The sequence below is a fragment of the Marinospirillum alkalitolerans genome, assembly GCF_045055655.1.
In the GTDB taxonomy this organism is placed as follows: Bacteria; Pseudomonadota; Gammaproteobacteria; order Pseudomonadales; family Halomonadaceae; genus Marinospirillum; species Marinospirillum alkalitolerans.
In genome coordinates this window covers 278600-298204 of record NZ_JBANFI010000001.1, presented here as the reverse complement: position 1 = coordinate 298204, position 19605 = coordinate 278600, and the positions used below count along the sequence as shown (strand labels likewise).

At 52.4% G+C, this 19605-nt stretch carries 21 protein-coding genes; 12 read left to right on the top strand and 9 right to left on the bottom strand.

All coding sequences use genetic code 11. The annotated features are described in order from the left end of the window. Positions 1–32 precede the first annotated feature (32 nt). Positions 33–920 carry a hypothetical protein gene (locus tag V6U78_RS01330; protein ID WP_405336410.1) on the top strand — a complete coding sequence of 296 codons (888 nt, stop codon included), beginning with the start codon at positions 33–35 and terminating at the stop codon, positions 918–920. Between the two features lie 65 nt (positions 921–985). Continuing rightward, entirely contained in the window at positions 986–1228 is a 243-nt protein-coding gene (locus tag V6U78_RS01325; protein ID WP_405336408.1) for a hypothetical protein, read from the top strand. A gap of 266 nt (positions 1229–1494) precedes the next feature. Here V6U78_RS01325 and ssuD read toward each other — a convergent pair whose 3' ends face one another. Beyond that, positions 1495–2622 (bottom strand): FMNH2-dependent alkanesulfonate monooxygenase, encoded by a 1128-nt coding sequence (gene ssuD / locus V6U78_RS01320; RefSeq protein ID WP_405336406.1) that lies wholly within the window; start codon positions 2620–2622, stop codon positions 1495–1497. 241 nt (positions 2623–2863) lie between these two features. Here ssuD and ssuE point away from each other — a divergent pair, with 241 nt between their 5' ends. Genes ssuE through V6U78_RS01295 form a run of 5 tightly spaced genes read left to right on the top strand, consistent with a single transcriptional unit; the run spans position 2864 to position 6392 of the window. After that, positions 2864–3457 carry an NADPH-dependent FMN reductase gene (gene ssuE, locus V6U78_RS01315; protein ID WP_405336404.1) on the top strand — a complete coding sequence of 198 codons (594 nt, stop codon included), beginning with the start codon at positions 2864–2866 and terminating at the stop codon, positions 3455–3457. Between the two features lie 38 nt (positions 3458–3495). Beyond that, entirely contained in the window at positions 3496–4524 is a 1029-nt protein-coding gene (locus V6U78_RS01310) for a sulfonate ABC transporter substrate-binding protein (protein WP_405336402.1), read from the top strand. A 21-nt stretch (positions 4525–4545) separates the two neighbouring features. Then, positions 4546–5346: an aliphatic sulfonate ABC transporter permease SsuC gene (ssuC, locus tag V6U78_RS01305; RefSeq protein ID WP_405336400.1), complete on the top strand. Its 801-nt coding sequence runs from the start codon at positions 4546–4548 to the stop codon at positions 5344–5346. Further along, positions 5346–6149: an ATP-binding cassette domain-containing protein gene (locus V6U78_RS01300; protein ID WP_405336398.1), complete on the top strand. Its 804-nt coding sequence runs from the start codon at positions 5346–5348 to the stop codon at positions 6147–6149. The genes ssuC and V6U78_RS01300 overlap by 1 nt, the downstream gene beginning before the upstream one ends. Positions 6150–6173: 24 nt before the next feature. Further along, positions 6174–6392, top strand: coding sequence for a TOBE domain-containing protein (locus V6U78_RS01295; RefSeq protein WP_292256377.1), 219 nt, complete (start codon positions 6174–6176; stop codon positions 6390–6392). A gap of 48 nt (positions 6393–6440) precedes the next feature. Here V6U78_RS01295 and V6U78_RS01290 read toward each other — a convergent pair whose 3' ends face one another. From V6U78_RS01290 to V6U78_RS01265, 6 genes are all read right to left on the bottom strand, one after another. Further along, positions 6441–6842, bottom strand: a complete 402-nt coding sequence (locus tag V6U78_RS01290) for a type II toxin-antitoxin system YafO family toxin (RefSeq protein ID WP_405336396.1) — start codon at positions 6840–6842, stop codon at positions 6441–6443. Continuing rightward, a complete protein-coding gene (gene yafN / locus V6U78_RS01285; RefSeq protein ID WP_072324843.1) occupies positions 6839–7126 on the bottom strand; it encodes a type I toxin-antitoxin system antitoxin YafN in 288 nt (95 codons plus the stop codon). Before yafN ends, V6U78_RS01290 begins: the two co-directional genes overlap by 4 nt. Before the next feature lie 144 nt (positions 7127–7270). Then, positions 7271–8347 carry a sulfate/molybdate ABC transporter ATP-binding protein gene (locus tag V6U78_RS01280; RefSeq protein ID WP_405336394.1) on the bottom strand — a complete coding sequence of 359 codons (1077 nt, stop codon included), beginning with the start codon at positions 8345–8347 and terminating at the stop codon, positions 7271–7273. 18 nt (positions 8348–8365) lie between these two features. After that, positions 8366–9259, bottom strand: coding sequence for a sulfate ABC transporter permease subunit CysW (cysW, locus tag V6U78_RS01275; protein WP_405336392.1), 894 nt, complete (start codon positions 9257–9259; stop codon positions 8366–8368). A gap of 17 nt (positions 9260–9276) precedes the next feature. After that, positions 9277–10110: a sulfate ABC transporter permease subunit CysT gene (cysT, locus tag V6U78_RS01270; RefSeq protein WP_405336390.1), complete on the bottom strand. Its 834-nt coding sequence runs from the start codon at positions 10108–10110 to the stop codon at positions 9277–9279. Between the two features lie 71 nt (positions 10111–10181). Continuing rightward, positions 10182–11201 carry a sulfate ABC transporter substrate-binding protein gene (locus V6U78_RS01265; protein ID WP_405336388.1) on the bottom strand — a complete coding sequence of 340 codons (1020 nt, stop codon included), beginning with the start codon at positions 11199–11201 and terminating at the stop codon, positions 10182–10184. Positions 11202–11456: 255 nt separating this feature from the next. Between V6U78_RS01265 and V6U78_RS01260 the strand changes: the two genes are divergently transcribed. Next, entirely contained in the window at positions 11457–12398 is a 942-nt protein-coding gene (locus V6U78_RS01260) for a CysB family HTH-type transcriptional regulator (protein WP_405336386.1), read from the top strand. Here V6U78_RS01260 and V6U78_RS01255 read toward each other — a convergent pair. Beyond that, positions 12395–13387, bottom strand: a complete 993-nt coding sequence (locus V6U78_RS01255) for a 2-hydroxyacid dehydrogenase (protein ID WP_405336384.1) — start codon at positions 13385–13387, stop codon at positions 12395–12397. The two genes, V6U78_RS01260 and V6U78_RS01255, sit on opposite strands and share 4 nt — an antisense overlap. Before the next feature lie 130 nt (positions 13388–13517). On the opposite strand from V6U78_RS01255, the gene queG reads away from it, so the two are divergent. Further along, the gene (gene queG, locus V6U78_RS01250; RefSeq protein WP_405336382.1) at positions 13518–14639 is read left to right on the top strand and encodes a tRNA epoxyqueuosine(34) reductase QueG; all 1122 of its coding nucleotides are present in this window, start codon (positions 13518–13520) and stop codon (positions 14637–14639) included. Here the strand turns inward: queG and V6U78_RS01245 are convergent. Next, positions 14626–15615 (bottom strand): tRNA dihydrouridine synthase, encoded by a 990-nt coding sequence (locus V6U78_RS01245; RefSeq protein ID WP_405336380.1) that lies wholly within the window; start codon positions 15613–15615, stop codon positions 14626–14628. The genes queG and V6U78_RS01245 overlap by 14 nt on opposite strands. Positions 15616–15935: 320 nt before the next feature. Here V6U78_RS01245 and V6U78_RS01240 point away from each other — a divergent pair, with 320 nt between their 5' ends. From V6U78_RS01240 to V6U78_RS01230, 3 genes are all read left to right on the top strand, one after another. Next, positions 15936–16190, top strand: coding sequence for an OadG family protein (locus V6U78_RS01240; RefSeq protein WP_405336378.1), 255 nt, complete (start codon positions 15936–15938; stop codon positions 16188–16190). A gap of 68 nt (positions 16191–16258) precedes the next feature. Continuing rightward, a complete protein-coding gene (gene oadA / locus V6U78_RS01235) occupies positions 16259–18058 on the top strand; it encodes a sodium-extruding oxaloacetate decarboxylase subunit alpha (protein WP_405336376.1) in 1800 nt (599 codons plus the stop codon). Positions 18059–18164: 106 nt separating this feature from the next. Beyond that, the gene (locus V6U78_RS01230; RefSeq protein ID WP_405336374.1) at positions 18165–19484 is read left to right on the top strand and encodes a sodium ion-translocating decarboxylase subunit beta; all 1320 of its coding nucleotides are present in this window, start codon (positions 18165–18167) and stop codon (positions 19482–19484) included. Positions 19485–19605: the final 121 nt, after the last annotated feature.

Genomic DNA, 19605 nt, shown 5'->3' with positions numbered 1-19605 from the left:
TACGCCTTCAACCGTTTTTCTGGAGCAGCGCCATGCCATTAACCTTTGTTATCGAACATCTGAATCAGCAATTAAAAACACTACATCCCAGTGCAGCATTGAGTCGCCACGCTTCATTGGAGTATGAGCAGCAGGCTGTTTATGCCCAATTAGGCGAGCTGCGACTCACCCCAGTACAAAGCCGTGTTTTTCGTATTGCCAATGCACAACGCGTTGCCAGTGACAGTCATCTACTGGTAACGAATTCCTCTGGAAGGCAGCAACCAGTTGAAGTGCTGTATTTACAAACCTGGGATGCGGAAGATGTGATTTTCCTGGATCGTTTCCTGCGTACCCTGCACGCGCTGCACCATGTCAACCAGCAGCATCAGGGTGCCACAGAGCAACTGATACTGGATGTGCACGCTCGCCATCTGAGTGCTGTACCCAGCGGGCACGGCCAGGTATTTGAAGGTTTGTTGTCCAGCCTTGGGTTGGCACCAGCGCAGATTATCCTGCGCCTGAACCTGCCGACCTGCGATGATTGCAGCGGTATAGGGCAGGCCATCAGCAGCTTTGCAGCTCGTGGTTACAGTCTTCTGGCTGCCTGTGAGCAACCAAACTTACCTCAGTTAAGCCTGTTAAAAGACTTGGGTGTACAGTGGGTATCACTGAATCTGCAATATTTACAGCAGAAGAATACGGACTGGATACTGGTTCGTAAGTGGTCGAAAGTGGCTGATTGCTATGACCTGCAAACGCTGGTTGAAGGTGTTGCAACAGCCGCGGAACTGAATCTGTTACTGGATCTTGGTTTTCAACTGGTCAGCGGCTCATTGCTCAACAGCAGTGATCTTCAGCAGTTGATCACCGCAGGAAAGGCAGGTCAGCTTTTTGCTCAGAACCGTCGTTTACACTCCGAGATGGGGTTGGGTCTGTAACTTGGTGTGTCCTCATCATTGTCAGACTTTGCCGCCAACAATGGCGGCTTTTTTTGGGAAAGAAAATGAACCTTGCCCTAGATGCCTTGCAACAACACTTTCAAAATGAACAACACAAAATCTGGGGATGCACTGATCCGCTACAGAAAACGCCTGAAGGTATCAGCGGTTTTTTTGCGCACCTGCAATTGCAGAGTTTTTTTCAGCCACTGCTGAATGCTGCTACCTTACAGCCGGAAGCCCATGAAGCCTTGTTGCGTCCGGTTGATAAGGTCAGTGGTGAATACCTGCCGCCTGCTGCGGCATGATTCATGACCTGGGCGCTCGCGTGGTTTGTGAGGGCATCGAAACTCGCAGCCAGCACCTGAATGGTGAGCAGAGGCATCAGAAAAGCCGGTACACCCAGACGTGAGCACGCCTCATAAATGGGGTAATAGACAGCAGCATCAGGATGGCAAGCCGTTTCATACCCGAGCGAACCCGGGTTGGCACCAAAAAAATCGTGCAGAAAAGCTGGACGGCAACGCAGGTCGATTATTTTGGGTGAAGTCATGAGGCCGCTATTCTCCGTGATTCAGGTTGAGCGATGAGTGGCACGCCCATCAAAGGCACCACCGGTGAAGACACCTTCTGCATTGATGGCTTTTTTACCGGGCAGCAGTGGGAACACCAGTTCAGCAAAACGCACAGCCTCTTCCAGATGCGGATAACCGGACAGCACAAAAGTATCCACACCCAAATCCTGATATTCCTGCAAGCGCTTGACGATGGTTTGTGGATCACCCACCAGCGCGGTACCGGCACCACCGCGCACCAGACCGACACCGGCCCACAAATCAGGACTGACTTCCAGTTGATCACGCTTGCCGCCATGCAGGGCACTAATCCGTTGCTGTCCAACTGAATCCATGCGAGAGAAGTTCTCCTGCGCTCTGGCAATGGTTTCATCATCCAGGTGTTCGATCAGACGGTTGGCGGCTGCCCAGGCTTCTTCTCGCGTTTCACGCACAATCACATGTAACCGCAATCCAAAGCGCAGGGTACGACCGTATTTGGCCGCTTTTGCACGCACATCAGCAATTTTTTCAGCCACGGCTGCTGGCGGCTCACCCCAGCTTAAATAGGCATCCACATGTTGACCGGCCAGCTCATGGGCGGCTTCGGAAGAGCCACCAAAATACAGCGGCGGATAGGGTTTCTGTACTGGTGGGAAAAAGTTGCGGGCACCCTTGATGATGTGATGCTTGCCTTCAAAGTCGACGGTTTCCCCTTCCAGTACCTTTTTCCACACAGTCAGGAACTCGTCAGCGGCTTCATAACGCTCATCGTGGCTCAGATAAACCCCTTCCGCGGCCAGCTCAGTAGCATCACCACCGGGCACCACATTCAGCAGCAAACGACCATTCAGAGCTTGATCCAGGGTGGCTGCCTGACGGGCATTGGCGGTGGGGCCGCTGATCGAGGTGCGCAAGGCCACCAGCAGTTTGATGCGGCTGGTCACCGGCACCAGCGAAGAAGCCACTACCCAAGGATCAAGACAGCTGGCACCTGTTGGTATCAGCAGGCCGTCATAACCCAGATATTCAGCTGTAGTCGCAATCTGGCGCAGGTAACCATTAGTTGCAGGGCGACCGGTATTGGTGGCCCCCAGATAGCGAGTATCACCGGAAGTGGGTAAAAACCAGAAAACTTCAAGACTCATGGCAATGCCTCTTATTTAATTGATTCATTCAATGGGCTCACTTGGTTGTCAGTCCACTTTTCGTTTATTCATTTTTCTTTTTTAAATCCCACAAAACAAACGAATTTTCTTGCATTGCTTAGCAATTTTTATACTGATTCAGCTTTGTTTTATTTCTGCATAACAAAGCGTTTTTTATTATTTATTTTACTGGTTTTGTGCATGGTAGCTTTCTGGCGTGAATTCAATATCAGGAGGTTCCATGAACATCGTTACCATCGCAGCCAGCCCAGCGGAACAATCCCGCTCGATTTTTCTACTGAGAAAGCTTGAGTCGATTCTGAAAGATGCCGGAACGCAGGTGAAAAGCTGGACGCTGGATGATTTTGATCCATCTGCACTGGTTTATACCCAGTTTGATAATCCGAGCATCAAGGCTTTTCAGCAGTCCATTCGTGAGGCGGATGCAGTCGTGTTTGCTACCCCGGTTTATAAGGCGGCTTATTCTGGCGGCTTGAAGCTGCTGCTGGATGTGATTCCCGAGCAAGGACTGAAAAACAAGCTGGCCCTGTCATTGGCAACCGGTGGTTCCAATGCTCATTTGTTGGTACTGGATTATGTGTTGAAGCCAGTTCTGGCCACCCTAGGAAGTCGCTCGCAATTGCCGGGTGTATACGTCAGTGATCAGGATTTGAAAAAGGATGGTTACGGTAGCTACCAACTGAGCGAAGCCCTGCAACAACGTTTGGCACTGGCGGCTGAGGAGGTGCTGGAATCTCTGGATCTGCAGGTGGCGGAGCCAACACGGCAGAAACCAAGCGCCCTACTGGGTGTACCAGGCTTGGCTTATTTCTAACGCATTTTATTTCACCCCTCTTCTGGAAAGGCAAAATCATGAATGAGCAGCAAATACAAAAGACCTCGGATCAATCATCACTGGATGCGATCGGAAATCGGCGCTGGTTCCTGCGCTCCAGCCTTTCGCTCGCTGTGGCGGCCAGTGTTCTGGGAGCAACCACTGCCAGTTGGTCTGTGGGAGCACGCGCCCAGACCACTCAGGCAAGAGAGTTTCGTATTGGCTGGCAAAAGGGTTCTAATCTGGCGATTCTGCGTGCCCGCGGTAATTTAGATGCACGCCTCAGTGCCGCTGGAGTTTCCACTCGTTGGATTGAATTCACTGCTGGGCCACAAATGCTGGAAGGTCTGAATGTTGGCAGTATTGACTTTGCCTGCGTAGGGGAAACACCACCAGTTTTTGCTCAGGCGGCAAGAGCCGACCTAGTGTATGTCGCCAATGAACCACCAGCACCCCAAGCAGAAAAAGTACTAGTACCACAAAATTCCAGCATTCGCAGCGTCAAGGACCTGAAAGGTAAGCGTGTTGCATTGAATCGTGGCTCCAACGTGCACTACCTGCTGGTGCGCCTGCTAGAAAACGAAGGCATCGCTTACTCAGATGTGCGTGTTGTTTTCTTGCCCCCAGCTGAAGCACGGGCTGCTTTCGAGAATGGCTCGATTGATGCTTGGGTGATCTGGGACCCCTTTGCTGCAGCAGCCATTGCCCAGACCAACGCCCGCGTGCTGGTGGATGGCAGTGATGTGGTGCAAAACTACAATTTCTATCTTTCCACCCGTCATTATGCCAACCGCCATCCCGAAGTGCTGCTGTGGACACTGGAAGAAGTGCGTACCACCGGTGAGTGGGTTATACAAAATTTTTCTGAGGCGGCGCAGATTCTGGCACCCCAGATCGCGCTGACTGAGAGCATCACTGAATCCGCATTGCGCAATTACGGCTACGGCGTGCAATGGCCTCTGTCTGCCGAAGTGTTGGCTAACCAACAGGCGATTGCGGATACCTTTGCAGATTTACGGCTGATACCAACACGACTAGATGTCTCTTCAGTCATCTGGCAACCCTGATATGCAAAAGGAAATAAACCGATGAATCATCCAAGACAATCCTTAGTAGCACGCTACGGTGATCCGCTCTTGCCTTGGCTGATACCGCTACTGCTGGTTGTGATCTGGCAACTGGCCGTGCAGAACGGTTGGATTTCGACGCGCATTGCTCCTGCACCTTCTGACGTGCTAGCAGCTGCCTGGGGTTTGCTGCTCACGGGTGAGCTGTTGACTCACCTCTGGGCCAGCTTTGTCCGTGCTGGTTGGGGGTTTCTGATCGGCGGTAGCATTGGGCTGGCGCTAGGCTTGCTAAATGGTGCTTTTCGGATTTCCGAACGACTGCTGGATAGCCTGATCCAGATGATCCGTAACGTGCCACATCTGGCCTTGATACCGCTGGTGATTCTGTGGTTTGGCATAGATGAAGCGGGCAAGTTATTTCTGGTTGCGCTGGGCACCTTTTTCCCAATCTATATCAACACCCTGCACGGCATACGTTCGGTGGATACCGGATTGGTGGAAATGGGGCGCTCTTACGGTTTGGGCAATGTCGAACTGTTTCGTCAGGTGATTCTACCTGGTGCTCTATCCAGCATTCTTGTGGGCGTCCGTTATGCACTGGGCTTTATGTGGCTGACACTGATCGTGGCAGAAACCATTGCCGCCAGCTCCGGCATCGGTTATCTAGCGATGAGTGCCCGCGAGTTCATGCAGACAGATATTGTGGTGCTGACACTACTGCTCTATGCCCTGCTAGGCAAACTAGCGGATGTGCTGGTGCGTGGCATAGAGCGTTATTTTCTGCGCTGGAACCCCACCTACCTAAACGGAGGAAAAGCCTGATGAATGCTGCGGTAGAACCAAAACCAGCAGTGACAGGACACCCCATACGCTTGCAAGGATTAAAACGTCATTTTGGTGAGTTGCAAGTACTCAAAGGCATCGATCTGGAAATACAGGCCGGAGAGTTTGTGGCATTGGTTGGGCGCAGTGGTTGCGGAAAAAGCACCCTGTTGCGCCTGCTGGCCGGACTGGATGCGCCTAGTGATGGTGAGATATTGCTGAATAGCCAGCCGCTGACCACGTTGCGCGAGGATGTGCGGCTAATGTTTCAGGATGATCGACTGCTACCCTGGAAAAGCGTGATCGAAAATGTCGGCCTGGGGCTCAAGGGCGACTGGAAGCCGCGAGCACAGCAAGTGTTGGCTGAGGTTGGCCTTGCAGAGAAGGCCGATGCCTGGCCTGCACAGTTATCCGGTGGTCAGCGGCAAAGGGTAGCGCTGGCGCGTGCCTTGATTCATCAGCCGCGTCTGCTGTTGCTGGATGAACCCCTAGGTGCGCTGGATGCCCTGACCCGACTGGAAATGCAACAACTGATTGAGCGCCTGTGGCAGCGTCACGGCTTTACCGTGGTACTGGTGACCCATGATGTGGCGGAAGCGGTACAACTGGGTGATCGAGTGATTGTATTGGAGGAAGGACAGGTTGGGCTGGATCAAGCGATTCCGCTGAAGCGTCCACGTGAGCCTTCCAGCCCGGCAGTGGCTACGCTGTCCGGTCAGGTATTGAGCCGGGTATTGCAGCAACAGTCCGGCGAATCCGCGCCGGAAGGCCATCAACTGGCGCAACTACGCTGGTCTTGGTAACCAACCCTTTTATGAGGAAACAATATGAGCATCAAATCAGTCAATGCCCGCAATCAGTTTCAGGGCGTGGTGAAGGAAATCATTGAAGGTCCGGTGGTCTCGGAAGTGGATGTGGAAACCCCTTCGGGAATTGTCACTTCAGTCATCACCACCCGTTCAGTGAAAGAGCTGGGGTTGCAGGTGGGCACACCGGTACTGGCATTGGTGAAATCCACTGAAGTGTCCATCGCCACCCTGGCGTAGTTGCATGATTCACTCTAAACCACCGGCATTACTGTGTCCAAAACGGGTTCAGTAATGCTGCCGAAAGCTTTCTGCCATTCTGGCCAGCTTGAACATTCTGTTGTTATCTCGAGCCTGTTGGTGCGCATCAGGCGCAAGAATCAACATTAAGTAGTAATACTGCGGGTGGATTGCACCCTGACAATAGACCAGATGAATATCGCTGGTTCTTCGGAAGGGAGCAAGATGGGCTGGCCAATCAGGAGTATTTGCAGGTTTCAAATGCAGGTGTTGAACTTCTTCGCTGCGGATCAGTGGCAGATTGTTCGGGTGATCATAAGGAACATCTTTGCCGAAGGTATCAGGCAATACACCAGAATCCTTGTATTGCCTGAAGTCACTCAATAGATTCTCCAGCTCTTGTTTGGGTAGTTGCTGTTTCAGCAACGGACTGGCAAACACCCGGATCATTCCACAAACACCAGGTCTTGATCAGAAGCGCTGTCCAGTAAGGAAGCACCCTGTTCAGCAATTTCCTTGAGCCGGGTTTCTTCTGGACGAAAGCGGGAACGGAAGGTTTGTACTCCCTGTTGTTCAGCGGCCTTTAGCAGCTGTTCGAAAACGGCAGCAGATACCATGTAACCGGCAGGTTTGTTGTTGGACAATACCGCAACTGGCTCGTTAATAAAGTACTGGGCTGGGTTTTTGCGTAAGTCCGTCATGCTGACGGTTTTTTCGGCAAGTATTACATGCATGCTCATAAAACACCTCTGCACTATTTTGTGCTTTATTGTGTATAGGATAGCATGTATTAAAAAATACGAAGTAGTGTATTTTTGGTCTTCAGGTTATTGTTGGCTCATCCCTGAGCCATGCGTTGATACCGGTCACTCGGCGGCTCAGGCCGCCGAGTTGGACTCTTTCAGAAACACTTTGCTGTTCAGCGGTTTGATCCAAGCTTCATCACCCTGCAACAGACCCAGTGCTCGGAACTGTTGTTTTGGTAATTCGGCAGTGATCAGGTTGGGTGCTGCGTCGGCCTTGAGTTCAACCCGCACGGTGTGCCCGATAACGGTGACGTTTTCGATCATCGCATGCAGGCCATCCCCTTCTGGGTTGTTTGCTTTCAGTTCAATTTCATGTGGACGAATATAGGCCAGCCCCTCCTGAGATGCAGCATCACTGAGATGAGGAGTAGCCAGTTGCAGCTCACCTATCTGGGTCTGTCCCTGATCCACGCGTGCATGAAACAGGTTAACCTTGCCAAGGAACTGATAAACAAAAGGATTGGCCGGGTGATCATAAACCTCTTCCGGGCTGCCTTCCTGTTCAACCCGCCCGTGGTTCATCACCACAATGCGATCCGCAACTTCCAGGGCCTCTTCCTGATCATGGGTGACAAAGACACTGGTGACGTGAATTTCATCGTGCAGACGGCGCAACCAGCTGCGCAGTTCAGCCCGTACCTTGGCATCCAACGCACCGAAGGGTTCATCCAGCAGCAGTACCTTGGGCTCCACTGCCAGAGCACGCGCCAAAGCAATGCGCTGACGCTGGCCACCGGATAACTGATTGGGGAAGCGGTGCGCTGTCCAGTCCAGCTGCACCAGTTCGAGCAAATCCATAACTTTTTTGCGGATGGCTTCTTTGGAAGGTCTCAGTTTACGAGGCTTGACGGTCAGACCATAGGCGACGTTTTCAAAAACCGTCATGTGTTTGAACAAGGCATAGTGCTGGAATACAAAGCCCACACCCCGCTCGCTGACGTGTTGGTGGGTCTGGTCTTCACCGTGAAACTCAATGCTACCGGAATCAGCCTGCTCCAGTCCGGCAATGATGCGCAGCAGGGTGGTTTTGCCAGAACCGGATGGCCCCAGCAAAGCGGTCAGTTGTCCTTCGGGCAGATCCAGTGAGACATTGTCAACGGCGACAAAGTCTTTAAAACGCTTGTTAATCTGATTGACTCGGATGCTCATGAGGGTGTCCTGTAATCTTTAATGGGATGAGCCAGTTTCGCCGCTGCGATGTTCATGCCATTCGACAAAACTTTTCACCGCGATGGTAACCAGTGCCAGACCGGTGAGAATCGAAGACACGGCAAAAGCGGCAGTGAACATGTATTCGTTGTAAAGCACTTCGATGTGCAGGGGCATGGTGTTGGTTTCACCGCGAATGCGACCGGAAACAATGGCCACGGCACCAAACTCCCCCATGGCGCGGGCGTTACACAGGATGACACCGTAAATCAGGCCCCACTTGATGTTGGGCAGGGTGACATACCAGAAGGTTTTCCAGCCGCTGGCACCCAGTGTCAGCGAGGCTTCTTCTTCCTGTTTGCCCTGTTGTTGCATCAGCGGAATCAGTTCACGCGCGACAAACGGCAGGGTGCCGAAGGCAATGACAATGACAATGCCGGGTACGGCAAAAATGATGCGCAGGTTGTGAGCACTCAGCCAGTCACCCAGCCAACCCTGCGAGCCGAACAGAATTACAAAGATCAAACCGACCACCACAGGAGAAATGGCAAAAGGCAGATCAATTACAGCCAGCAGCAGGGGTTTGCCACGGAATTCAAACTTGGCGATGGCCCAGGCAATGGCCACACCAAACACCATATTGATGGGTACCACAATCACCACCACCAATAGTGTCAGCCGGATGGCGTGGGCAGCATCCGGCTCGGTGACGGCGGCGTACCATACGCCTAAGCCCTGTTCAAAGGCACCGTACAGCACCACCAGCAGCGGAAGTACCAGAAACAGAGCCAGAAAACTCAGTGCCACAGCAATCAGTGACAGACGTACCCAGTCCGGTTCTTCGGTGGCGCGTTTCCAGCTTCCGGCCCGATCCAGTGTCAGCGCCGTGTTTGCGGGGATGGATGACGACATGAAATGAATCTCCCTTCTCAGTGGGCAAAACGGCGGCTGGACCACCATTGCAGGCCATTGATGATGATCAGCAATACAAAGGCAGCCAGTAACATCACGGTGCCGATGGCGGCAGCACCGTTGTAGTCGTACTGTTCAGCTTTGGCGACTATCAGCAAGGGCGTGATTTCAGTCAGGTAGGGCATGTTGCCGGAGATGAAAACCACTGATCCGTACTCACCCAGCGCCCGTGCAAAGGCCAGGGAAAAGCCGGTCAGCAGAGCTGGCAGCAGGGTAGGAAAAATCACCCGGCGCAGGGTGGTCAGGCGTGAAGCGCCCAGTGCTGCCGAAGCTTCTTCCAGCTCGCTTTCAAAGTCTTCCAGCACTGGCTGTACGGTTCGCACCACAAAAGGCAGCCCGATATAGGTAAGTGCCACCACCACACCCAGTTGGGTGTAGGCGACACGGATGCCAAAGACCTCCAGATACTGACCCACCCAGCCGGTGCTGGCATAAAGGGTGACCAGGGCAATACCGGCCACAGCGGTTGGCAGGGCAAACGGCAGGTCGATCAGGGCATCCACCACACGTTTACCGGGGAAGGTGTAACGCACCAGCACCCAGGCCACCAGTGCACCGAATACCAGATTGATGGAGGCACCAATCAGCGAAGCAAAAAACGACAGCCGGTAAGAAGCCACCACCTGAGGATGGCTGATGGCACGCCAGAACTCTTCCCAGCTCATCAGGCTGGTGTAGAGCAACAACCCGCCAACCGGGATAAAAAAGATAAAGGTCAGATACAACAAAGAAAAACCCAGCGTCAGATGAAAGCCGGGCAGTACACTGGGTTGTCTTTTGAACAGTGGCATAAACTAACAATCTCCGTGATGGGTCCCTCAGGGATTCAGCAGTGCCCACCTCCTTGTGGGCAGAGTTCACATCAGCGGCGGTTACGCGCAATGTTTTCCAGGATGGCATCAAAAATACCGCCATCATTGAAGTGATCGTTCTGGGCCTTGTCCCAGCCGCCAAACACTTCATCAATGGTGAAGAAGTTCACTTTCGGGAAACGATCCGCAAATTCAGCTGCAATTTCTGGATTGCTCGGACGATAAAAGTGTCGACCTGCAATACGCTGCGCCTGATCAGAGTAGAGTTCTTCTAAATAGGCTTCGGCGACGGTACGAGTGCCTTTACGATCCACGTTACGATCGACTACCGTGACAGGTGGTTCAGCTAATATGCTCACCGAAGGCACAACAATCTCATACTGCCCCCGCCCTAGCTGTTCAACAGAAAGAAAAGCCTCGTTTTCCCAAGCGATGAACACATCACCGATACGCCGCTGTACAAAGGTGTTGGTGGCACCGCGAGCTGCTGGGTCTAAAACGGGTACATTGTTAAAAATACGCTGCACAAAGTCTTGGGCCACACTTTGATCACCATAGCGTTGCAAAGCATAACCGTAGGCTGCAAGGTAGTTCCAACGTGCACCACCAGAGGTCTTTGGGTTAGGCGTAATGACTTGTACATCATCACGTACTAGGTCATCCCAGTCCTGAATATTCAGTGGATTGCCTTGGCGAACTAAAAAAACGATCGTAGAGGTATAAGGTGAAGAATTAGAAGGAAGGCGATCCTGCCAATTGTCAGGAATAAGATCAGCACGTTGATTCAAGGCATCAACATCATAGGCTAAGGCTAAAGTCACGACGTCAGCATCCAAACCATCAATAACAGAGCGAGCCTGAGATCCTGAACCACCATGAGACTGACGAATATTCACTGCCTGTCCAGTTCTTTGGCGCCAGAGTTGCGCAAAATGGGTGTTGTATTCGCGATAGAACTCGCGAGTAGGATCGTAAGACACATTGAGCAAGCTCACCGTCTGGGCGCTTGCCAGTGCGGTGGTTCCCAGAAGAACGGAAGTTAAAGCCGCTGTAGCTAGTTTTTTCAGCATCGTACGCTTCTCCAAATTTATGTTTCTTATCACAGGGTTGAAGCAGATGCTAAGCCGCCAGGATTCTCAAAAAAACGAATAAAAACTGCATTGCTCAGCACAAAAAATGCTAAACAACCTAAACTAGGAGCACGCTGATTCTTTGCAGAAAAACTGCTATGGATATTCATAAATCATATTTTTAGATATAAACAGGCAAGATTATTATTCCGCCAAAGAATAAACTTTTTCCTGTTAAAGAGAAGTCACCACACCATGAACTTTCAGCAGTTGCGAATTATACGAGAGGCAGCAAGACAGAACTTCAACTTGACTGAGGTCGCGAATAGTCTTTTCACATCACAGTCAGGTGTAAGTAAACATATTAAAGACCTAGAAGATGAATTGGGCGTCGAACTCTTTGAGCGCAAAGGCAAGCGTCTGCTGGGGTTCACTGGTCCAGGGCGAGAAATTCTGGATGTTGTCGAACGCATTCTGCTAGATACCGCTAACATCAAACGTGTCGCTCAGCAATACACAGAAGAAGATGAAGGGCATCTCAGTCTAGCCACAACTCACACCCAGGCTCGCTATGTGTTGCCTTCTATTATTACTGAGTTCAAGAAAACCTTTCCTCGAGTGCACTTAGAGCTACACCAGTGCGGGCCGGAAGAAATTGTCAGCCTATTAAAGGCCGGGAAGGTCGATATCGGTATCGCCACTGAAGCTCTGCATGATGAGCCATCACTGGTCTGTTTTCCTTTTCATTCTTGGCAGCATGCTGTGGTGGTACCCAAACACCATCCGCTATTAGAAGAAAAAAATCTGACACTGGAAGCCGTTGCCCAATACTCAATCATCACCTACCACCAAGGGTACACTGGACGTCAATCAATAGATTTCGCTTTTGAACAGGCCGGCCTGAAGCCAGATATCGTCATGTCGGCTCTGGATGCTGATGTCATCAAAACCTACGTGGAGTTGGGATTGGGGATCGGCATCATTGCCTCGGTCGCTTGGCAGCCACAAAAAGATAGTGATCTTGCGCTACTGAACTCAACGAATCTTTTCCCACTTAAAACAACGCAACTTGCTCTACGCCAAGGACACTATTTACGCAGCTTTGCAGTGCATTTAATTCAACTCTGCTGCCAGAGTATTTCTACCCAGGAATTGAAGGCCCAATTACAATCTCTGGGTAGCCTTTCTGCAGCCTAGAGTAACCCGACCTGGTTGTCACACCGCCCCGTTGCCTCTAGTTGTTCAAGATTACGCAGGGTCACCTGCGCGATTTCGGTCAGGGCTTCATGCGTAAAAAAGCCCTGATGACCCGTAATCAGCACATTAGGGAAGGTCATTAAGCGGGCGAGGAGATCATCTGTTGGCAGACTGTCCGATAGGTCTCGAAAAAACAAGCTGCTTTCTTGCTCATACACATCCAATGCCAAATAACCCAGTTGGCCTGATTTCAAGGCATCCAAAGCGGCTTGGGTATCAATCAACCCGCCACGACTGGTATTCACCAGCATGACGCCCGGTTTCATCTGGGCCAGGCTCTTCGCATTCACCAGATGGTGATTCTCAGGTGTCAGCGGGCAATGCAGGCTGATCACATCACTCTGTGCAAAAAGCTCAGCTTGGCTCACATACTGGCCTTCTAGAGCAGTCAATTCAGATTGCGGATAGGGGTCGTAAGCAAGAATTCGGCAGCCAAAACCGGCCAGAATACGGGCGGTGGCCATGCCAATTTGCCCAGTGCCAATCAAACCGACGGTTTTGCGATGCAGCGTAAAACCAAGGAGTCCCTGAAGCTGAAAGTTATTTTCACGCACGCGGTTAAAAGCACGATGAGTATGGCGATTCAAAGTCAGCATCAAGGCCAGAGTGTGCTCTGCCACCGCTTCGGGCGAGTAAGCCGGCACGCGCACCACGGGCAACCCAAGGCGAGCCGCTGCGGCCAGATCGACCTGATTAAAACCAGCGCAACGCAAGGCTATCCAACGCACACCTAACTGCTGCAAAACACTAAGACAAGCCGCATCCAGCTGATCATTGACAAAAGCACACACCGCATCCGCACCCTGTGCCAAGGTCGCCGTTTCAGCATTCAGCTGTGCGTCCCAATAGTGGAGTTGATGCTGCTGATGATTCAAAGCATCAAAAAACTGACGGTCATACTTCTGGGCACTAAAGAAATCGATGCGCATCTTTTCTCCTTTTCTCAGCGATGAACTCTGACCAGCAGGCGAGCCACCGCTGTGCATTTGTTTCAGGTGGGTTGAATAGCTTATCATGGCGCCCCTTGGCTTACTTTGACCCTCTCTCCCCAGGTATTGTGTGACTGTTTCTAGCATCGATCTTGCCCTTGCTCAACTGAGCCAAGAAGTGAAACGCCTAGCGCGTGAGCTGGGCTTCTCTGCCTGTGGCATCACTGGGGTTGATCTGGGTGAGCATCCTGCTTATCTTCGCGCATGGCTGGCAGCTGGCTATCACGGCGAAATGGAGTGGATGGCCCGCCATGCCGACAAGCGCGCTGATCCTCAGGCTTTGGAGCCAGGGGTTTTATCAATCATCAGTGTGCGCATGGATTATCTGCCGCCTGAAACCCAGGCCATGGAGCAGCTGGCCGATAAAAACCTAGCCTATGTGAGCCGCTATGCACTTGGACGTGATTACCACAAGCTGATTCGTAAGCGTCTAGCGCAACTGGCGGAACAGGTAACCCAACTGGCACTGGCCAATCCTGAGCTGGCCGCGGCTTTTCCTGCGCCCCTGCACCGAGCTTTCACCGATTCAGCACCGGTCATGGAAAGAGGCATCGCGCAGCTGGCGGGTCTTGGCTGGATAGGCAAGAACTGCATGCTGATCACCCCCAAGGCCGGTAGCTGGTTTTTTCTGGGCGAGATTTATCTTGGTCTTCCCCTGCCAGCAGACACGCCCTTTAGTCGCCACCATTGTGGTGCTTGCACGGCCTGCCATCAGGTGTGCCCAACTCAAGCTTTTGTTGGCGATGGGCAGATGGATGCGCGACGCTGTGTCAGTTATCTGACGATTGAGCTCAAAGGCAGTATTCCTGAAGACTTGCGTTCTGGGATCGGCAATCGGATCTATGGCTGTGATGATTGCCAGCTGGTCTGCCCTTGGAACCGCTTTGCGCCGACCACCTCCGAAGCCGATTTTCATCCACGACATGCATTGGATCGAGCCAGCCTGCTGACACTCTTTGCCTGGGATGAGGCCACCTTCTTGAAAAACACGGAAGGCTCACCTATCCGTCGCTTAGGCTATCCGCGCTGGCTGCGTAATATTGCCGTGGCTCTAGGGAATGCGCCTGCCTCGTTAGAAGTCATCGCAGCACTTGAGCACAAACTAGCCTCTTCGATCGGTGCCGACCCACTGGTTGCTGAACACTGCCAGTGGGCGCTTGACCAGCAACAGCAACGCCTTAATCAGACTTAAGCACGAGTTGAATGCACTGCACTATCTGCGCTGTGTTTTGCAAACGCTTACATTGATCAAAAACCGCTCTGGCGGCTTCTCCCCAACGGTAGGTTAAAAGCAGTAGCCACTGCTTAGTGCGCATCACCTTCACCTTATCGGCCGTGTGCTCATCAAAAAGCAAACTCGAGACCATCAAAGCCAACACATCACGCAGCTGAGTTGGCGGCCGTGGCTCACCCGATAGGCTGGCTTTAATCTCTGCGGCCAGCCAAGGATCGGCCATCGCTGAGCGTCCAAACATCGCATCCTTGACGCCTGAAACAGCAACGCAGCGTTGATAATCAGCCAAGGTCCACAGATCACCGTTCGCCAGTACGGGCAGGCGCACCGCATCGGCCACCTTACCGATCCACTCCCAATGCGCTGGTGGGCGATAACCTTGCAAACGCGTGCGGGCATGCACCACCAGCTGAGCCACACCGGCGGCTTCCAGCGCTTGGGCATTGGCGAGCGCGAGATCTGTGGTCTCATCACCAAGGCGCATTTTGGCCGTCACGCGAATCGGCGCACCCTGTGCATCGACCTTGTGCGCGAGGGCCTGGACGACGGCTTCAGCCGCCATAAAAACCTGATCCGGCGCACGCAGTAAGCGCGCACCACCCCCATGACGGTTGACAATTTTCGCAGGACAACCAAAGTTTAAATCCACCACCTGAGCACCACAGCGCACAGCCACCTGCGCATTGATGGCCAGGCATTCAGGATCACTCCCTAGCAGCTGCAAATGCACTGGCACTCCAGAGGCAGTGCGGGCATTTTGTCGCAGCTCAGGGCAGAGGCGATGATAGACCTTCGCCGGTAAACGCTCTTGTGTGACGCGAACAAATTCAGTTACGGCAAAATCCCAGCCCGGCTGCTGAGTTAAGAGATCACGGGCCTTGGCGTCCATGACGCCTTCCATCGGTGCTAAAGCCAGCTGGGGGAGTGGACTCAAGTGAAAACAACCTCATTGCAGGTTTAAAGAGATAAAAAAGAAGGAATTATGCCGAAAAACCGCTATAACAAGATAGTTTTTTGCCATCGGTGACCCACAAGTCGTATTTTCCCGTAAAAAATGCAGGGTCTAGTGATCTCAAAGGCTCAGACCACCACGCTGAGGGCAGGATGAAATCCGGTAGTCAGTCTTGTAGTTGCTACAAAAATGAAACTGGTGCAAGGTTAATGAGATGAACTGCTCCAATCCGTGTTGTGTAATGATTCAGTGGTCATCAGCACTTGACTGATCGCCATCTGACATAGCCAAGAGGCACTGAGATGCAAGAACAAAATTTGATCACCGAAGGCTTCAATTTGATGCTGCTCGGTATGGGCTTTGTCTTTACCTTTCTCACCGTGTTGGTCATCGCCACCACGCTGATGTCTAAAATCATCAACCGCTTTTTTCCTCAAGCCGCGCCGACACCATCTAGTGCAGCTCGACCAGCGGCCGGTCATGTAGCACAAGGACAGCAGCCTGAAGTGATTGCCGCGATCTCGGCCGCCCTGCGTCTGCATCGCCAGCGACGCTAGCTTGTGTGTCACCCACTAGCTTTGATTTCTCGCTTTAACATTTCTCAATTTAACAACAGGTATTCATGATGACGAGCGCACCAAAAAAACTGGGTATTACTGATGTCGTCCTGCGTGACGCCCACCAATCCCTCTTTGCTACCCGTCTGCGTTTAGACGATATGCTGCCCATCGCGGCCAAGCTGGATCAAATCGGCTACTGGTCGATTGAAAGCTGGGGCGGTGCGACTTTTGATTCTTGCATCCGGTACTTAGGTGAAGATCCATGGGACCGTATCCGCGAACTGAAAAAAGTGATGCCGAATACACCTCAACAAATGCTACTGCGTGGGCAAAACCTGCTCGGCTACCGCCATTACGCTGATGATGTTGTCGATCGCTTTGTCGAGCGTGCTGCCAAAAACGGTATTGATGTGTTCCGCATCTTTGATGCGATGAATGATCCACGTAATCTTGAACGCGCCATCAAAGCCGTCAAAAACTGTGGTAAACATGCACAGGGCACCATCTCTTTTACTACCAGCCCAGTCCACACTACCGAGATGTGGGTCGATTACGCCAAAACCCTCGAAGATATGGGTGCGGATTCGATCAATATCAAAGATATGTCCGGCATTTTGACACCCTATGCCGCCTTTGATCTGGTCTCACGCTTGAAAGCACAAACTGGCCTTGAAGTGCAGCTCCACGCGCACGCCACAGCCGGTTTGTCAGATATGACCATTCTGAAGGCCGTCGAAGCCGGCATCGATCGGGTTGATACCGCGATCTCTTCGATGTCAATGACCTATGGCCACACAGCCACTGAATCGGTTGTCGCCGCGCTGCAAGGCACTGAGCGGGATACTGGCCTTAATTTAGAAGCCCTAGAAGAAATCGCGGCCTACTTCCGTGAAGTGCGGAAAAAATATGCCCAGTTTGAAGGCTCACTGCGCGGCACGGATTCACGCATTCTGGTCGCTCAGGTGCCCGGTGGTATGCTGACCAACATGGAAAGCCAGCTGAAAGAACAAGGCGCCGCCGACAAGTTTGACGAAGTGCTGGCTGAGATTCCACGCGTGCGTGAAGATCTGGGCTATATCCCACTGGTCACCCCAACTTCTCAGATCGTTGGCACGCAGGCCGTGATTAACGTACTGATGGGCGAGCGCTACAAATCTATTTCCAAAGAAGTACAAGGTATTTTGAAGGGTGAATATGGTGCAGCACCTGCGCCCTACAATGCTGAACTCCAAGCGCGCGTTCTGGAAGGCAAAGAAGCCATCACCTGCCGCCCAGCGGATCTGATCGACAACGAAATGGACAAGCTGGCTGAAGAATTGGCCGCCAAAGCGAAAGAAGAAGGCATTCAGCTGGCCACAGGTGAAAATCAGATTGATGATGTGCTCACCTATGCGCTCTTCCCACAAATTGGTCTGAAATTTCTGAAAAACCGTGGTGATGCCAGTGCCTTTGAACCTGCACCTACTGCGGCCAGCGCAGCACCCGCCCCTGCCAAGGCGGCTGCTGCACCTGTTGAGGATTCAGGCGTTTATACAGTCAAGGTCAATGGTCAAAGCTATGTGGTTGAAGTCAGCGAAGGTGGGGATATCACCCAAGTCAGCACCACCTCAGCCAGCCCCGCTCCTGCCGCCGCTGCAGCACCTTCGGCTGGCACAGGTGAGGCCATTAGTGCGCCACTGGCCGGCAACATCTTCAAGATTCTGGTCAAGCCAGGTGAGGCCGTAGAAGCCAATCAGGTGGTCATCATTATGGAAGCGATGAAAATGGAAACCGAAATCCGTGCGGCTTCGGCAGGCACAGTGGCCAGCGTTGCAGTTCGTGAAGGCGATGCTGTTCAGGTCGGCGATACACTCTTGACCCTGTAATCCTTTTTCATCTACCCCACCTTGCTGCACCTCATGCAGGCTCAGATAGCTTGAGCCTGCTGATCCAACAGGGTTCTTAATTGCTGTTTTTGTGGAGTCCATGCTGATGGAAAAAGTCCTTCTGCTGTGGGAAAACTCAGGCCTTTATAACCTGACCATCCCCCAACTGATCATGATTGGTGTCTGTCTGATCCTGTTGTACCTGGCAATTGCCAAAAAATTTGAACCCCTCTTGCTGCTGCCAATTGGTTTTGCCGGTATCTTGGCCAATATTCCTGAAGCGGGTCTGGCTCTTTCTGCGCTCGATCAAGCGCTTTATCACTACAATCCACAACTGATTCAAGCACTGGCCAACGAACTGAGCCTGCCCTTCGCTACAGTGGCCGATATCAGCCAAAAGCCTGTTTTACTCGAGGCTCTGGCGGCTGTGCAAGATCCTGCACAGCAGGCGCGGATTGATCATCTAGTCAGTGCAGCGGGATATACTCACGGCTTCTTGTATATCTTCTATAAAGTGCTGGTGGCTTCTGGTATTGCGCCACTGATGATCTTTCTAGGTGTGGGCGCGATGACTGATTTTGGCCCACTGCTGGCGAATCCGCGCACCCTCTTTTTAGGTGCGGCGGCTCAGTTTGGCATCTTTGCTACTGTGCTGGGTGCGGTGGCGCTATCCAGTCTGGGTATCATCGACTTCAGCCTCAATCAGGCAGCGGCAATCGGTATTATCGGTGGTGCCGATGGCCCAACGGCTATTTATGTGTCTAGCGTACTGGCACCAGAGTTATTGGGTGCGATTGCGGTTGCGGCCTATGCCTATATGGCGCTGGTACCGATTGTCCAGCCACCGATTATGCGGGCACTGACCAGCAAAGAAGAACGCGCCATTGTGATGACGCAACTGCGCCCTGTGAGCAAGCGCGAGAAGATCATCTTCCCCCTCGCGGTGCTGGGCTTGGTGGCGCTCTTCCTGCCATCAGCTGCACCTCTACTGGGGATGTTCTGTCTGGGTAACCTGATGCGTGAATGTGGCGTGGTTGAGCGGCTGTCGGATACAGCGCAGAATGCCTTGATCAACATCGTCACCATCTTCCTCGGTCTGGCTGTTGGTTCGCGTTTGATTGCAGAACTCTTCCTGACCGTTGAAACACTGGGCATTATGGCACTGGGTATTGTGGCTTTTGCCATCGGTACTGCCAGCGGCGTCATTATGGCCAAGATTATGAACAAGATGAGCAAGATGCCGATCAATCCGCTGATTGGCTCAGCGGGTGTTTCTGCAGTGCCGATGGCCGCGCGGGTTTCGAATAAGCTCGGGCTTGAGGCCAACCCACAAAACTTCCTGCTGATGCATGCAATGGGCCCCAATGTGGCCGGTGTCATCGGCTCGGCTGTTGCTGCGGGTGTGATGATCATGTATCTCGGTTAATCGCCTCACTCTACGAAGAGGGACCTTCGTACAAATAAAAAAACCGAAGCGGATCAGGCTTCGGTTTTTTTATCCTTGGTGAGTGCAGCGGATTAAGCAGCTAACTCCAACTGCTCAGCTT

Bases quoted from the DNA above. Each gene is read 5' to 3' on its own strand.
- V6U78_RS01295 (WP_292256377.1), top strand. From the start codon at position 6,174: ATGAGCATCAAATCAGTCAATGCCCGCAATCAGTTTCAGGGCGTGGTG.
- V6U78_RS01260 (WP_405336386.1), top strand. From the start codon at position 11,457: ATGAACTTTCAGCAGTTGCGAATTATACGAGAGGCAGCAAGACAGAAC.
- ssuC (WP_405336400.1), top strand. From the start codon at position 4,546: ATGAATCATCCAAGACAATCCTTAGTAGCACGCTACGGTGATCCGCTC.
- ssuD (WP_405336406.1), bottom strand. From the start codon at position 2,622: ATGAGTCTTGAAGTTTTCTGGTTTTTACCCACTTCCGGTGATACTCGC.
- V6U78_RS01230 (WP_405336374.1), top strand. From the start codon at position 18,165: ATGGAAAAAGTCCTTCTGCTGTGGGAAAACTCAGGCCTTTATAACCTG.
- oadA (WP_405336376.1), top strand. From the start codon at position 16,259: ATGACGAGCGCACCAAAAAAACTGGGTATTACTGATGTCGTCCTGCGT.
- V6U78_RS01280 (WP_405336394.1), bottom strand. From the start codon at position 8,347: ATGAGCATCCGAGTCAATCAGATTAACAAGCGTTTTAAAGACTTTGTC.
- V6U78_RS01330 (WP_405336410.1), top strand. From the start codon at position 33: ATGCCATTAACCTTTGTTATCGAACATCTGAATCAGCAATTAAAAACA.
- V6U78_RS01290 (WP_405336396.1), bottom strand. From the start codon at position 6,842: ATGATCCGGGTGTTTGCCAGTCCGTTGCTGAAACAGCAACTACCCAAA.
- yafN (WP_072324843.1), bottom strand. From the start codon at position 7,126: ATGCATGTAATACTTGCCGAAAAAACCGTCAGCATGACGGACTTACGC.
- V6U78_RS01300 (WP_405336398.1), top strand. From the start codon at position 5,346: ATGAATGCTGCGGTAGAACCAAAACCAGCAGTGACAGGACACCCCATA.
- V6U78_RS01240 (WP_405336378.1), top strand. From the start codon at position 15,936: ATGCAAGAACAAAATTTGATCACCGAAGGCTTCAATTTGATGCTGCTC.
- V6U78_RS01325 (WP_405336408.1), top strand. From the start codon at position 986: ATGAACCTTGCCCTAGATGCCTTGCAACAACACTTTCAAAATGAACAA.
- cysT (WP_405336390.1), bottom strand. From the start codon at position 10,110: ATGCCACTGTTCAAAAGACAACCCAGTGTACTGCCCGGCTTTCATCTG.
- V6U78_RS01310 (WP_405336402.1), top strand. From the start codon at position 3,496: ATGAATGAGCAGCAAATACAAAAGACCTCGGATCAATCATCACTGGAT.
- V6U78_RS01265 (WP_405336388.1), bottom strand. From the start codon at position 11,201: ATGCTGAAAAAACTAGCTACAGCGGCTTTAACTTCCGTTCTTCTGGGA.
- V6U78_RS01255 (WP_405336384.1), bottom strand. From the start codon at position 13,387: ATGCGCATCGATTTCTTTAGTGCCCAGAAGTATGACCGTCAGTTTTTT.
- cysW (WP_405336392.1), bottom strand. From the start codon at position 9,259: ATGTCGTCATCCATCCCCGCAAACACGGCGCTGACACTGGATCGGGCC.
- ssuE (WP_405336404.1), top strand. From the start codon at position 2,864: ATGAACATCGTTACCATCGCAGCCAGCCCAGCGGAACAATCCCGCTCG.